The 14978-nt window shown below is 64.7% G+C and carries 11 protein-coding genes and 1 pseudogene; 3 read left to right on the top strand and 9 right to left on the bottom strand.

Going from position 1 to position 14978, the window contains the following annotated elements:
* Positions 1-32: 32 nt before the first annotated feature.
* The 7 genes and pseudogenes from U0177_RS17915 to U0177_RS17885 all read right to left on the bottom strand — a co-directional run bounded on the left by U0177_RS17915 (position 33) and on the right by U0177_RS17885 (position 8710).
* A complete protein-coding gene (locus tag U0177_RS17915) occupies positions 33-728 on the bottom strand; it encodes an MBL fold metallo-hydrolase (RefSeq protein WP_409572024.1) in 696 nt (231 codons plus the stop codon).
* 58 nt (positions 729-786) lie between these two features.
* On the bottom strand, positions 787-3849 hold the full coding sequence (locus U0177_RS17910; RefSeq protein ID WP_409572023.1) for an ATP-binding protein: 3063 nt from the start codon (positions 3847-3849) through the stop codon (positions 787-789).
* Between the two features lie 73 nt (positions 3850-3922).
* Positions 3923-4132: pseudogene (locus U0177_RS17905) on the bottom strand (alpha/beta hydrolase); the annotation flags it as partial.
* Positions 4133-4273: 141 nt separating this feature from the next.
* Positions 4274-4930, bottom strand: coding sequence for a class I SAM-dependent methyltransferase (locus U0177_RS17900; RefSeq protein WP_409572022.1), 657 nt, complete (start codon positions 4928-4930; stop codon positions 4274-4276).
* Positions 4931-5317: 387 nt separating this feature from the next.
* Positions 5318-5605: a hypothetical protein gene (locus tag U0177_RS17895; protein WP_409572021.1), complete on the bottom strand. Its 288-nt coding sequence runs from the start codon at positions 5603-5605 to the stop codon at positions 5318-5320.
* A gap of 276 nt (positions 5606-5881) precedes the next feature.
* On the bottom strand, positions 5882-7561 hold the full coding sequence (locus U0177_RS17890) for an ATP-binding protein (RefSeq protein ID WP_409572020.1): 1680 nt from the start codon (positions 7559-7561) through the stop codon (positions 5882-5884).
* A gap of 531 nt (positions 7562-8092) precedes the next feature.
* The gene (locus U0177_RS17885) at positions 8093-8710 is read right to left on the bottom strand and encodes a hypothetical protein (RefSeq protein ID WP_409572019.1); all 618 of its coding nucleotides are present in this window, start codon (positions 8708-8710) and stop codon (positions 8093-8095) included.
* A 167-nt stretch (positions 8711-8877) separates the two neighbouring features.
* On the opposite strand from U0177_RS17885, the gene U0177_RS17880 reads away from it, so the two are divergent.
* Positions 8878-9738: an EamA family transporter gene (locus U0177_RS17880; RefSeq protein WP_409572018.1), complete on the top strand. Its 861-nt coding sequence runs from the start codon at positions 8878-8880 to the stop codon at positions 9736-9738.
* A gap of 78 nt (positions 9739-9816) precedes the next feature.
* The gene (locus tag U0177_RS17875) at positions 9817-10431 is read left to right on the top strand and encodes a general stress protein (RefSeq protein WP_409572017.1); all 615 of its coding nucleotides are present in this window, start codon (positions 9817-9819) and stop codon (positions 10429-10431) included.
* Between the two features lie 67 nt (positions 10432-10498).
* On the opposite strand, the gene U0177_RS17870 is transcribed toward U0177_RS17875, so the two are convergent.
* Entirely contained in the window at positions 10499-12844 is a 2346-nt protein-coding gene (locus U0177_RS17870; protein WP_409572016.1) for an RNA-binding domain-containing protein, read from the bottom strand.
* Positions 12845-13209: 365 nt separating this feature from the next.
* Between U0177_RS17870 and U0177_RS17865 the strand changes: the two genes are divergently transcribed.
* Positions 13210-13545, top strand: coding sequence for a hypothetical protein (locus tag U0177_RS17865; protein WP_409572015.1), 336 nt, complete (start codon positions 13210-13212; stop codon positions 13543-13545).
* Between the two features lie 55 nt (positions 13546-13600).
* Here U0177_RS17865 and U0177_RS17860 read toward each other — a convergent pair whose 3' ends face one another.
* The gene (locus tag U0177_RS17860; protein WP_409572014.1) at positions 13601-14959 is read right to left on the bottom strand and encodes an FtsW/RodA/SpoVE family cell cycle protein; all 1359 of its coding nucleotides are present in this window, start codon (positions 14957-14959) and stop codon (positions 13601-13603) included.
* Positions 14960-14978 lie beyond the last annotated feature (19 nt).

Below are 14978 nucleotides of genomic sequence, written 5' to 3'. Positions count from 1 at the left end.
CCGCGTAACTCGTGTGAAAACGAGATGCGCTACTACGCCCACATGCGGTTGAATCGAGTGGCCGCAGATCCGCTCAGCGCGCGGCCGTGCCCAAAGCAGACTGCCGCGAAGCGCAGCCCGGCCAGGCGGGCCAGCGAGTGCCGGCCCACAGCGCGATCCTCATAGCCGATACTGTAATACATGCGTGGCATGTTGCGGCAGGTATCGCCGGCGAAAAGCAGGCCGCCATCGCTCTCGAGCAGAAAGGCCAGGTGACCGGCGCTATGACCGGGCGTGTGGTAGACCCGCAGCCCACGGCCGATCGGCAGGAGGTCGCCGTCGGCCACCTCGTGGTCTACCTGGGCGGGTGCGATCGTCGCCGTTGAGTTGCGGATGATCTGGTTGTAGAGGAACCAGTTGAACAGACCCGGCCCGGGGCGCATGGGCGCGAGCGGCGCGTGACCACGCACTACCTCGGCGTCAAGATGATGCATCCAGACTGGTGCGTCAATTGTTCGCAACAGCGCGGCCAGGCTGCCAGCGTGATCTGGGTGGCCGTGGGTCAGCACAATCTGACGAATGCCGCCCGGCGCGTCAGCGATCGCGCGCGCGCCGGCGAGAATCGCCTGCTCGTCGCCGGCGTTTCCGGCGTCGAGCAGGGTCAGCCCATCGCCGTCGCGGAGGAAGAAGACATTGACCGGGCCAAGCGGAAGGACGTACACACCTGGGAAGATCTCGACTGGTGCCATACTGTACTCCGATCATTCTGCCTGCGACAACAATAGCAGCGTCGTGGCGACAGAGTGGCTACAGCACACCAGGGGCACAGGCTTCGGTCAGCGCCTGCTCCAATGTCAGCGTGGCGCCCGCCGCCCACGCTGCGGCAAACGCATTGTGGTCGCAGGCACTGCGGGCGATCGCGAGATAGTGATTGTGCTCGATCTGGTCAGGCAGCCAGGCGCGGATCGCCATCCGCTCCCATGCTGCAGTGGTGGCCCCCCACAGTCGAGCCGCCAAGATAGGCTTGCCGCGGGTGACGGCGACACAGGCCAGCCCAGCGAGCACCTCCACCGTACCGCGTAGCTGCTGCGCATGATACAAATCCAAACTCTGAGCAAAATACTCCAGCGCCGCATGCGTTTCGCCGCTGTGCAACGCCACAAACCCGAGGTTGTGCAGGAGGCGCGGGATGTCGCTGCGCCGGTCGGTGTCCTTCAGAAGCCGCAGACTGGTCTGATAATGTTCTCCAGCTGCCAGATAATCTCCGCGCACACGTGCCAGCTCGCCCAGATTATTCTGCACGAGCCCTTCGAGGTGACGATCCTTGAGCGCGCGCGCGAGATCTTGAGCCTCAATAAAGGTCGCTTGCGCCGCATCGTGGTCGCCAAGCCGCAGGCAACTTGTTCCGAGCTGGAGCAGCATCTGCGCGAGTCGGCTGAGATCGCCGATGATACGTATTTCGGTACACGCCGCTGCTAAAAAGCTGCGCGCGCGCAGATCATCGCCGCTGTGAACCGCAAACATGCCGTGACGCATCGCCACGAGCGCGCGAGCCGTCGGTTCATCACGCGCACCAAGCACCGCCATGCTGCGAGCATCGGCCGCGACAGCCCCTGCCATATCGCCCTGGATCGCGAGAACCGATGTGAGCTGATACCACATCAGTGTCGCGTCCCACATACGCCCAAGCTGCTCAAGCTGTGCGGCCGCAGCGGTACTACTGCTTGCCGCGGCGACGTAGTCGCCCTGGAAGAACAGCAGCGTGCTGTAGCTCATCAGTGCCTGAGCGATTGGCACATTGACCTGCAAGCCTGGTGTTGGCCACCCACCATGCGCTAGCGCTCCCTCCAACCACGCGCGGCCCTCGCCAATTGAAGCGCGCGTGATCCAGAACCAGCCGAGGGCGGCAGCTAGCCGCAGGGCAACCTCTACGTCGTGCGCAAGCGCCCAGGCCAGCGCCGCGCGCAGATTATCCTGATCACGCTCCAGTCGATCAAGCCAGGCGGCCTGACTATGGCGCTGCAGCTCAGGAGCGGCCAGCTCGGCCAGGGCGAGCAAGGCTTGGGCATGCGCCCGTTGCACCGCTGGCAGCTCACCATGCTCGACCAGGCGCTCCAGGGCGTAGGCGCGGATGCTCTCAAGCAGTGTGAAGCGCGGCTCCTTGCCCTGATCCGACACACGCTGAATCAGGCTCTGATCGGCCAGGCGCTCCAGCGTATCGAGCGCTCCCGGTCCGACCGTCATCTGCTCGGCCAGCGCAAGGCCGAAGCCGCCTGCACAGACCGCGAGGCGGCGCAGCGCCTGGCGCTCGGCGAGACCAAGCAGGTTGTAGCTCCACTCGATGGTTGCCAGCAAAGTCTGCTGGCGCGCCGGACGATCGCGTGGGCCACCGACCAGAAGTTCGAAGCGATGATCCAGCCGGGCGAGCAGCGCGTGTGGCGTGAGCACCCGCGTACGCGCAGCTGCCAGCTCGATCGCCAGCGGCAAGCCGTCGAGCCGCGCGCAGATCGTGGCGATGTCGGCGCGATCGCCCGCACCGAGCGGCTGGCCCGACACAACCGCCTGGGCGCGGGCGAGGAAGAGTTCCACCGCAGGCGCAGGTGCGCGGATTGGGTCATCGACGACCGTCAACGGCGGCACAGGAAAGACATATTCATCGGACAGGTGCAAGATCTCGCGGCTGGTGGCAAGCACGTGCACATGCGGGGCGGCTATGAGGATCTCGCTGATCAGCGGGGCGGCCAGTACGAGATGCTCAAGATTGTCAAGGACCAGCAGCACCTGTCGCTCACGTAGCACGGCGAGCAGATGCGCGCGCGCATCCTGGTCACTTGTATCACGCAGGCCACATGCGAGCGCGATCGCAGTGGCGAGCAGTGCTGGCTCCTGCACCGGCGCGAGCGGGACAAACACCATACCTTCGGTATATGTTGGAACAAGCGTCTCGGCCACCGCGCGGGCCAGACGAGTCTTGCCGATTCCGCCTGGGCCGGTCAGGGTCAGCAAGCGGATCTCAGGCCGGCTCAAAAGCGCCTGGACCGTCGCAATCTCGGCCGCTCGCCCGAATAGCTCGTCGGGTGGTGTAGCACGTAGCGTGCGGTGAGCCGGGCGGTCAGCCAGGGGCAGCGGACGATCGCGGGCAGCGAGATACGCAGCGCGGGTTGCGGGCAGCGGAGGCGCTTCCAGCTCACGCTCAAGCGTAGACACACAGCGCTCATACTGCCGCTCGACCGCCGCCCGATCGCCAACCGTCGCATAGAGCGTGATCAGCCGCTGGTGCAGCACCTCGTCGAGCTCATCAAGCTCCAGGCCGCGCTGGGCCGCCCAGATCGCCTCAGGATAACACTCCTCGGCAGTGGCACGCTCGGTGAGCGTGGTCAGCAGATCGCGGCCGATCCGCTCCCAGCGCGCCCGCTCTGCATCGATCCAGGCGGCATACTCTGGGCAGCCTGGCAGGCTGAAGCCTGCCAGGAAGGGGCCGCGCAGCCGTTCGGCCGCCCGACGTAGCGCCGCAAGCGACGCGTGCTCATCGGCAAGAACTTCGGCCAGCGCCGCTGTATCGCTCGCCGTGCGGGCCTGGTCGAGGGCGACACGCTCGCCATCGGCCTGGAGCAGGCCTGGGTCGGGCAGTGCGCGTCGCAGGTGCGTCAGCAGGTGAGTCAGGTTGCGCCGGGCCAACCCATCGGGGATATCTGGCCAGAACAGCGCGCAGAGCTGGTCACGCGAGGCTGGCCAGATGTCGGCGACCAGGCGATAGATCAGCGCCCGCGTCTGGCGGCGGGGAATCGGCAGTGTGACGCCAGCCCAGGTGATGGTGGGCGGGCCAAGCAGCGCGATCTCGAGCGCGATGGTCCCTGGCTGCGTAGGCATGGGCAGCTGAGTCCTGTGCGATCCATTGGATAGTCGGTATGATAGCACAGAAATCAGGCAGCAGTCTATGGCTGTTCGGCAGCGTGCTCGCAGCTAGCCGGGCGTAGGTCGGCGGGGTCGCCGAGTCGAAATCGCCGCCATTCAAGATCAAGGTGGGAATATCGCTGTGAACCGGTGCGGTCTCAGCAGGTTCGGCCGGGCCGGCCGCCCACGTGGGGCAGACCAGTGCAGCATGATTGGCCTTTCGACGCTCCAAGAGCGACCGCGCCGGTGCCGGGAGCATCGCAGCGGGGTGGCGACAGCATAGCAACAGGCCTGCTCCATGCGCAGTGCCACTCATAGCTCATACGGATTGATTGTCGGCATACGGTCACCTGGTCGCCGAAGCTGACCAGGCGAGAGCGGCGACAGGCTCAGGATGCCATTAGCGCGCAGCTGCCTTCGTGCCAATCACCAGCGTCATGCCGTCGCGGAAGTAAAAGTCGGGATGATTAACCGGATTGTCAGGCGCATCGGGCGCAGCACAGCGGCGCCACTGCGCCATGTCGGCCTCGGACAACGCTAACTTCCCGGCCTCGCCGGCAAAGAAGCGCAAGCTTTCTGCCACAAAGTCGTGGACCTCCGCAACCAAGGGCGCGCGGATCTCCTCCAAAAAAGTCGCCTGGGTGACATCGACCAGCCCGGCGTTTGTGAGCCACCGCGGCAGATTGACGACTCGCTGGAAGCCCGGCTGATACCCGACCCACTTCTCGATAAAACGCCAGTAGACAAATGGGTCGAGCGGGTAGAATTGAAGGGCGGTCATATCGGATTCCTTGATGGCAACCAGTCCTCCTGGCTTCAAGACGCGGACGAACTCATTGAGCGCCTGGATCAATTCGTCATTCGTCAAATACTGGGTGACGTTGGCGTTCCAAATCGCGTCAAACGAATGGTCGGCATACGGCAGATTCGTGAGACTCCCGATCTGGGTTGCGATGGGCGTAACGAACTCATGCGCCAGCGCTGAGACCTGTGCAATGTTTTCGGGCGCAAGGTCGAAGGCAGCGATGCGTCCGTGCGGCCCAACCAGCTCTGCCATAGCCGACGTCAAGAACCGGCTGGCCAAATCGCTGAATGAGCTCGAGGTAGAAGAAACGGTCTGGCCATGTGGAGGTGTCACCGCGCAGCACATCCCAGGCCTGGGCGATCAAGCCATTGTATTCGTAGTCCGGCAGATTCATAGATACTCTCCCTGATACGAGAAACGTCACGATACAGCACGAGATAGGTGATTGGTACTCGAATGTTTGTCATCGGTACACCTCCTTTCTGTGCTGCCGTGTGTCCTCGTGGGAAGACACCAGATCAGCCGAGCGAATTACACCAACTCAGCATAGGCCATCGGGGAAAGAGATCATCAGTCGTACAGCCGGTATTTGTTGTCCAGAATCGAGTGAACTGCTACGGCTGCTAGCGATATTCAACCTCACTCCTGCTCGATCGTGTAGAACTCGTTCGCGCCGCCGACGATCCAGTCGTTACCGACATCCGCGTTGTCTTTGAACTCCTGGCTGGCGAAGAGCGCGTTGCGCCACTGCTCGGCGGCGGCCAGGCTCTCAAAGCGCGTCTCCATGACCATGGTGTTCATCGGGCCGCTGAGGTCGGTCAGGATGCGCGGCCGGTTGGGGGCGTGGGCGGTGGCCTGTTTCATCCCGTCAACCGCCTGGCGGATGTGACCCTGGCGAACCTGAAAGATGATCCGAACGAGAATCATGGGAGCCTCCTCTTGTAGGTTCGATCAACTGACCCGAACACCATAGCAGATCAGTGGCGACAAACTGGCGACAAACGGGCGGAGCGTGTGGTTCTGGCGTCTCATACCAACTCCGTTTGATCACTTATAGAGTGTGTTGCACTACGTGGCTTGGCCACGTAGTGCAACACAATAAGAAGCGGGGCGGCGAAGCCGCCCCCAAACCCCCACCAAAGTGTACGTCATCAAGCGAATTGCGATCGACACACAAAACCAAGTGAGCAGCCGAATTTGGTTCTACGGCGCGCCCGAGTACCCGGCAGGCCGCGGCTCGGCGCGCACATCGGGCAGCAGCAGGGTAAATACGCTGCCGCTGCCATACTGGCTTCGCACCGCAATCTGCGCGCCGAGCAGCTGCGCCAGCTGCTGCGAAAGCCGCAGCCCCAGTCCGGTGCCCTCGCGCTGGCGTGCGTCGGCGGCGCCAACTCGCTCGAATGCCTGGAACAGCCGCGCCTGATCCGCCGCGCTGATACCCAGGCCGCTGTCGGCCACGCGAATCTCGGTGCGCCAGCCATCCACCGCCGCCACTCGCTCCAGCTCGATCGCAACAAAGCCGCGATCGGTAAACTTGATGGCATTATTCACCAGATTAACCAGGATGTGGTTGAGCATGCGCCGGTCGCTCGGTATGACGACCGGCTCGGCTGGGCACTCGACCCGCAGCTGCAGCGCTTTGCGCTCGGCGAGCGGGCTGAGGCTGGTAGCCACCTCGTCGATCACTTCCTGGCACACAACTGGCGCGATGCTAACTTCGAGCTTCCCGGCTTCGATCTTGGCAAGGTCGAGGATATTGTTGATCAGCGCCAGCAGGTGCTGGGCGCTACGCTGCACTGTGGTCAGCTGTTTCTCCTGGTGGTCGGTGAGCGGGCCGGGCAATTTCATCAGCAAGGTTCCGGTGAAGCCAATGATCGCATTCATAGGCGTGCGCAGCTCGTGCGATACACTGGCGAGGAACGCGCTCTTGGCGTGGCTGGCCCGCTCGGCCTCGGCACGCGCCTCTTCGGCCACGACGAACAGGCGCGCATTCTCGATCGCCAGGCCCGCACGGCTGGCCAGATCCCGCAGAAAGCTCTGGTCGGCCGTGGTGTACGGCCGGCCTGGCTGATCGCGCGACACGCCAAGGGTGCCCAGGATCTGGCCGTGCGCCAGCAGCGGCACGATCAGCAGGCTGGCCACGCCGAAGCGGTTGACGTATTCGTGGTAGGCCGAGTGGATTTCGCCGCGCATATGCTCGGCCTCCAGGCTCGGCAGAAGCAGCACCTCGCCCGTGCGCGCGACCCGTCCGGCCAAGCCGTCGTCGACCGAGTATTCGACGGACGCAAGCAGCTCGCGCAAAAAGCCAGCGCGAGCCGGGTTGGAATGGCTGATTGCAACGATTTCGAGCCGCCGGCCATCGGCCGAGCACAGCGTCAGCACGCAGGCGTCGCCCAGCTGCGACGCGATATGCGTCACGATCGTATTGCAGAGCGGCTGCAGGTCGCGGCCAATCCCAGCGAGCGATTGCGATAGCTCGGCCAGTGCACTCGTGCGCTTCGCATGCTCTTGAAGCTGCCGCTCAAGCTCCATCCGCTCGGCGATCTGGGCTTGCAAGCCGGCGTTAGCCTCTGTCAGCTCGGCCGTGCGAGCGGCGACACGCAGCTCGAGCTCGGCGTTCAGCTGGCGGATCTCGTCCTCGGCGCGCTGGCGCTCGCTGGCCTCTTGCTCCCAGCGCCGCAGCTCGCGCCGCAGTATGCCATACAGAAGCAGGGTCGTGACCGCGACAAACATCCATCCTTTGTAGGTTTGCAGCTGCACGATCGTATCGGGATCCGCGACAACAACGCGAAGCATTCTGTCGGAGAGCAGGATCCATATAGCCGCGACCAAGCTGTAGACCAGGCAGGTTCGTAGCACCAGGCGCGTGAGCTGAGATCGCATGGCCTGTTCTCCCTATCGTCGAATGTTGTGCCGGCACAATCTATGCCGCACCCCGCGCTTTAGGCAGTCGGTGGGGTAAGCAAGCTGCCAAGATGGCACTGGTTCGGGCGAGGGCTGGGCACAATCGAGCGCAAAATACGCTGCCGCACAGCCACATACCTGCCGGCTGCGCGCCATCGCCGTGCGCTGAGCGCGTATGCGACGTGGGCTACGCTGGCGGCCATTCAGCGGCCAATAACAACGGGAAAGTTCGCTGGATGAGGAAGCCGGGCCGCCCCTCACCACGTACGTCGGGTTGCGTGAAATGTGAGCTCGGCGCCGGCAGGCGTACGTGGCTGGCACGTGCGGCGAGATCGAGTATCGTCGAGAGGTTTATGTAACATCAACTGTTAAACGGGCGAGGCATAGCTATTTCTCGATGAGTATAACAACCTGCGCCACCGGCGTCAATCATAACAGCTGCCCCAACACAAAACCACGCTTCCAGCAGAAATGCCAGAAGCGTGGCCGTCGAGGGTGCAGAGCTGAGGGTTAGTGCGGCAGTGGCGCTGGGTATGCTGGCGATGTGGGCTTGCGCGTCGGCTCGGGCCTGCGCGTGGCGGTCGGCTTGCGCGTCGGCTCGGGCCTGCGCGTGGCGGTCGGCTTGCGCGTCGGTTCGGGCTTGCGGGTTGGCGTAGGCGCCGGCGTGCGATCGGTATCTTTGCGCACGCTCACGATCAGCTGCAGCGGCTCGCCCAGCACGCGCTGCCTGGACAGCACCTGCACAACCCCGGCCTGGGCTTGCGCGCGGCTGGCAGGCATGCTGATCGTAAAGACCAGCGTGGTCGGCACGCCGGCCGCAATATTCGCGAATTGAGTGCTGCTGGGCGTGGTAATCTTGGCAACATCGCCACTTACGCGTACAACCACATCGCTAAGCGCGACGTTGCTGACAAAACTGGCGGTAAGCTGTACGCTTTGCCCTGGCGCCAGCGCCTGGGTGAAACGGCCAGGCGTCCAGGCCAGGCGCGGCGGCTCGTTCGGGCGCGGGGTGGCGTGCGTATCGGCGAGCTGCGGGGCGGCGCTACCTTGCGCCGCAACGGCGCTGATGCTGAGCAGCAGCAGCGCGACGACGCCAAGGGTGACAAGGAGGCGTTGAGTGAGTTGCATGGGTGCGTTGCTCCTTATAATTGTGCCGGGCGACGATTCGCCAGCAGGCACTGTATATACCCGCGTGGTGGCCCGCCCGATATTAGTACAAAGGTCCTAAGCTTGGGCTGGTAGCCCAATATCACGAGAAACAAAGTACAGTACCAAATGACGAGAGGAACACACCAATGCCGGCTGTTGCCCTGTTGCTGCTGCTGGTGGCCGCGCTGCTGCACGCTAGCTGGAACGTGCTGGTCAAGCGCGCGGCCGAGAAAGATGCGTTCATGTGGTGGGCGTGGGTGGTCAGCTCGGTCGGCTACGCGCCGGTCTTGCTCTTCTCGCCAGCGCTGCCGCGCGCGGCCTGGCCCTACATACTCGTCAGCGGCCTGGCGCAGGCCGGCTACTCGGTGGCGCTGACACGAGCGTATCAGCTAGGCGACTTCTCGCTGGTATACCCGCTGGCGCGCGGCGCGGCGCCAGCCCTGCTGCTGCTCTGGGCCGTGGTGTTTCTGGGCGAGCGCCCCAGCGCATATGGCCTGCTTGGCGTGGCGGTGCTGCTGCTGGGGCTGCTGAGCGTGGGCGGCATGCTCGGGCGCATGGCCAGGCCGCGCGGCGCGCGCCTGAGCGGCGCGGCGATGCTGGCTGCGCTGGGCGTGGCGCTGTGCATCTCGATCTACTCGGCGGTCGACGGCGCGGGCGTGCGGATCGCCGCGCCGCTGCCGTACACCGTGGCCGAGTTTATCGTCGCCACAATCGCGCTCACACCGATCGTGCTACGGCGCTACCCGCGCGCAGTGCTGCGGCGCGAATGGCAGGCCAACTGGCCGCGCATCGTGCTGGTTGGCGCGCTCATCCTGCTGACATACGCGCTGGTGCTGCTCGCCTATAGCCAAAGCCACGTCAGCTATGCCGGCGCGATTCGCGAAGTCAGCGTGATATTCGCAGCGCTGATCGGCTGGCGCTGGCTGGGCGAGCCGCTAGGCACGGCGCGGCTGGCCGGCGCGCTGCTGATCTTCGGCGGCATTCTGATCATCGCGGCCGCAGGCTGACACCACGCGCCTGGACGGCACAGCTCTTGCTCGGCATAGCGCCATACGCAGATGACCAGAAAGGGGACAGGCGCTACCATGACAGAACAAGACAAGCGCACGCCACGCGCCGAGGGCGAGAACCGCTACGAAACTAGCGACCGGGTACTGAAAACCGACGACCCTGGCAGCGGGCCGCAGGGCATGCTCCCGAACCTGCGCTCGCGCATCGTGATAGGCGTATTCGAGCAGCTCGAGCAGGCCCAGGCGGCAGTGCACGAGCTCGAGGCAGCTGGCTACCCAACCAAGGATGTTTCGCTGGTGATGCAGCAGCCTGGCAGCGCGCCCGAGGTGGCCACAGGCGATACCAAAGCCGATACGGGCATAGCGGCCGGGGTTTCGGCTGGGGCGGTGATTGGCGGAATCGCTGGAGTTGCGGCGCTGGCGATCCCCGGGATCGGCCCGCTGCTGGCGGCCGGCCCGCTGGCGGCGGTGCTCGGAGCGCTGGGCGGGGCGGCGCTGGGCGGCCTGGTGGGCTCGTTCACGGGGCTGGGCATCCCAACCGAGCGCGCCAAAGAGTACGAGCAGGCGGTGCGGGCGGGAGGCATTGTGGTTGCGGTGAAGGCCGACGATCGCAGCGACGAAGAGCGCGTGCAATCGCTGATGCAGCGCCACGAGCCGCGCGCCGTACACAGCTATACACAGGCGCTATAGCACAAAGCATCCAGCGTGGAGAAATGAAGAGCGGGCGACTAGGCTCAATTTCTCCACCACAGGACGCTCAGATCTCGCCGTACTCGCTTAGCAGCTCGCGCCACTCACCCGAAAGCTCGTCGCGCCGCGCCGCGTAATAGATGTGATCGACCCCGTCTTCGTCGCGGTAGATCAGATCGACCTGGCTGCGCATCGGGCGCATATAGCCCACGTTGCCCCACCAGCGCACCTTGCTTTCGTCGAGCGGCAGGTCCTGCAGAGCCATGCGCGCGGCGTACTGGCGCACCGTGCCCTCTTCGATATCTTGCAGGCGCCAGGGCGCATTGCTGACCTCGCCGGTGCGCAGGTTGCGGAACACGAAGCGGATCTCGCTCTCGTCGTCGCTGGCCATGCTCACCACCTCGATGCCGGTGCGCGGCCGCCCGACGCGAATAAGGTTGAGCCAGGCTTCGGTCAGCTTCTCGCGCGGCACCGCCGGGAACTCCTGGATCGTCACACCCTCTTTATCTTTCATCGCCAGATCGAAGCGCGGCGCGTTGAGCTCGTCGGCGCGGATGTGCCACAGCCCGCCGCGCCCGCGCCAGCGATAGCGCCGCTCGCCCCACGGCGTCTCGCCATCGGGCGAGGGCAGCTCGCCATTCAGGCTCTCGGGGGTGAACTGCGGCTCGTCCTCGCGAAACGCGCGCGGCTCCTGCTCGATCGTCTCGCCCTCGCGCTCGCCCAGCAGCGCCTGCCAGCCCTCGCCCAGCCCCCAGTCGGACACGCCGAAGAACACGTGGCCGATTACGCCGTTGGCGTCGCGGTGCACCAGATCGTACTTGGTGCGGTTACCCTGCCGGTACGCGCGCCACAGGCCAAGCCGGCCACGCCACTTCACCTGGCTCTGGATGTCGATCCGGCCGTCGCGCAAGTCTTCGTAGCGGCTGATCGCGTACGACCACAAGCCCTGTGCCCGGTCGCGCGTGACGCCAGCGGTGGTGCGCAGGTCGCGCACCTCGTACTGCCACACGCCGGCGCGCTTCTGCGCGCTGACGATCTCGACGCCGCTGCGCGGCAGCTCAAGCTCCTGGCCGTTGTCGAGCGGCGACGAAGCGCCCTCGGCGATCGCGCGCCGGCAGAGCTGGATCACCTCGCCGCGATCGGCTGGTACCGTCTCGCTATTGCGCCGCACATAGATCACACCGTCGGCGCCGATATACGGCGGATGCTCGGGGGCGCGCACCTCGATCCGGATCAGGTCGTGGCCCTCGTAGTGCATGAGCTCCATGGTCAGGTACGGCTGAGGCGCGATCTGCTCGCTGACCTGGCGGCGCAGCTGCTCGCTCGCCTCGGCCGGGCGCGGCACGCCGGCCACGCCGCTGCCGCTGCCGTCGATGCCGACGATCACCACGCCGCCGCCCATATTCGCCAGCGCCGCGATATCGCGCCAGGCGCTCTCGATCGACGCCGGCGCGCCGCTGCGCAGCACCTGCCGCTCGCTGGGCTGGCCGGCGCGCAGCGTATCGACCTCCCACTGCTTCTGGTCGCGCTTGGGCACGCGTACGCGGTCGAAGTCTTGCGAGGCCAGCAGCGCCTTGAACGCGGCGAAGGAATGATCGGGCAGCTGCAGCTCGACATACCGGTCGCCGATGCCGTGGCGATGCCAGGCATTGCCATCGCCGGCCGCAGTGCGGCGCAGGCGGTGGGCGTCGGAGCCCTGGATGCAGAACATGCGCCGCTCGTAGTGCTCGGTTTTGCCGTTGTAGAAGCCGGGCGAGGTGAATTTCTCGTGGTCGGTGTAGAAGTTCACAAACTCAAGCGCGTGGAGCAGCGGGTGCTGCGTTGCGGCAATCCGCGCCTGGCCGCTAGTGCCCATGCGCAGCGTCTCGGTAATCACGCCGTTGGGGCCGTTGGCGTGCGCCGCGATCACCAGGCCGCCGGCGCGCCCGATGATATCGTAGGCATCGGTGACATGCCGCGTATCGGGCACCGAGCAAGCCCCGCGCTTGAGCAGGTCGGGCTGCACGCCAAGCTGCAGCAGCGTCGCCTCGATCAGGCTGATCGGCCGGTCGGGCGCGAATAGCGCCAGGATGTGCGCGCCAAAATGCGAGGTAAACTCAAAGCCCGGCAGCACGGTGATCTTCGCCAGCAGCCGGCGGTATTCGTCGATCCGCCGCTGCTCTTCTTCTGTCAGGCGCTGGGCGCGCTCCAGCGTCTGCAGGAAGTCGATCTCCTGGCGCATCTGCTCGTAGCCATGCACCGTGTTATGATCGGTAAAGGCGATGATTTCAAGCTCACGACGCTCGGCTTCTTGCAGTATCTCGAGGTAGGTAACATTCGGCTCTGCGTAATCTTCCGAAGCAGGTGTGTGAATATGTAAATCGGCCCGAATCCAACGATATCCTTCACGAACGGAACTTCCATTAGTTGTCATACTTTCTTGCTCCACCACGCGCAACATGCCAATATTTTTTTGCCGCAATGCGCAGGCAAAGCTTTAATCGCTGCGCGCGGCCGCCTTTTTTAACACTTTGCTCTACCGCCGCCCAAGCTTCTCGCGGCACACCTCCTTGCGTAACATTGCGGACGTCAATTTCAAACAACCTGCCGGCGCGGCCGGCCCGCGGGCTCAATTCTTTTACACGATGGATACGTATGATACTCCAAAGCGAGCTATCTGGCAATCTTTGGTACGCGCGATTATGGTATTATCGTGGCCGCGCGAATGTGCGCAGCCACACGCTATACGCGGCGAGTGCGGGCCGCCCCGCGACGCCGCGCAACGATCGGAAGATGCCCATGAGCCACGAGCCCGAGCAGATCGGCGATCTGATCTACACTTTTAACCCCGATTACCCCTACCCCTTCCCGGTAGACCAGCCGCCGCACTACTGGATGGCCGAGCAGACTGGCCGGCTTGCGGCTGCGGTCGAGCGCTATTTCAATGGCGAAGCGCTGGCCCCCGCCGAGCTCGCGCTGATGCGCCAGTACCTGCGGCAGTATCTCGAGCGCGCAGTGATGACGGGCGACGCCAATCGGGCCAGCCTGTTAAGTCGCATCGAGGCGCTACGGTCGACCCGCGATATCGAGCGGTTCGCCGACGAGTTAGCCGAGATCGGGGTTGAACCCTTCTGACAAGAAAACGCTCGCCAGTAGCAGAGAGATACGCCCTTGGCCCGAATCGCTGGCGCTAGCGCTCGGGCCCGGCCGAGATCCGCAGCAGCAGGCCGATGATCAGAAAGTTCATCAGGATCGACGAGCCGCCATACGATATAAACGGCAGCGTGATGCCCGTGAGCGGGATGAGCCGCAGGTTACCGCCAACGATGATAAACGTCTGCACTGCCAATATCGTCGTCAGCCCAACCGCCATCAGCTGCTCGAAGCCGCGAAAGCGGTTGGGCACGCGCAGCGCGATGTGAAAGCCGCGGAAGATCACCAGCAGGTAGGCTATCAGCAGCGCGATCGTGCCGGCCAGGCCCATCTCTTCGCCGATCGCCGTGAAGATGAAGTCGGTGTGCGCGGCCGGCACCACGGTGGGGAAGCCGCGGCCCAGCCCCGCGCCAAACACGCCGCCCGATGCCAGCGCGTAGATCGCCTGCACGATCTGGTAGCCGGTGCCCTGCGCGGTGGCCCATGGGTCGAGCCAGATGTTCACGCGCGTCTTGACGATCGTCACGACGTTGAACAGCACATACGAGCCGACCGCGAAGGCGCTAAGGCCGGCCAGCACATACCAGCCATTGCTGGTGGCTACGTAGAGCATCGCCAAAAACACGCTAAACAGCAGCAGCGCCGCCCCCAGGTCGCGCTGGAACACGATCAAGCCCATGGCCATGCCCCACATGCCCACCAGCGGCAGCAGGTACGGCAGCGGCGGCAGCGTCAGCGGGCCAAGCTGGTAGCCCTGCGCCACCACCTCGCGGTGCTCGTTCAGGTACGATGCCAGAAAGATCACCAGGATGATTTTCAGCAGCTCGGAAGGCTGAAAGTAGAACAGGCCCAGGTTGAACCAGGCGCGCACGCCGCTGTTGTTCGGGTCGGAGCCAAACACAAACGTGGCGACAATCAGGCCGACGCCGATCGTCAGCCAGGCGTAGCGGTGGTGGTCGAGCCAGTCCATCAGCGAGGTGCGCAGCGAGCGGCGAAACAGCGTGTCCCACGGGACGAACAGGATGCCGCTCAGCAGCACCACGCCGATCGTCACCCACAGCGACTGCTTCGCGTCGACGCCGGCGTAGTCGGCGCCCAGGCTAGGCTCGAGCCGCGCGGTCATCAGCAGGCCCATGCCCGCCAGCAGCGCCACCAGCGGCAGCAGCAGCTGGTCGGCGTCGGGGTTGCGCAGGCTCATGCCCACCGAGACGCCCAGGAACAGCAGGAACGGCAGCACCGATGGCCACAGGATGTCGACCACGCCGCGCACGGTCGGCACGAACTCCTGGGTGCGCGTGACGCTGACCACCAGGGTGTAGCCGGCGGCGAAGAACAGCAGCACGGTGATCAGCAGCTGAAGCTCGATGCCGCGCAGGTTGCGTGGGTAGCGAAGCATAGCAGTAAGCAGTGAGCAG

The organism is Kouleothrix sp. (assembly GCF_046328425.1).
Lineage (GTDB): Bacteria > Chloroflexota > Chloroflexia > Chloroflexales > Roseiflexaceae > Kouleothrix.
Note: the sequence above shows the minus strand (reverse complement) of the source record. Positions and strands in the feature narration are given on the sequence as shown.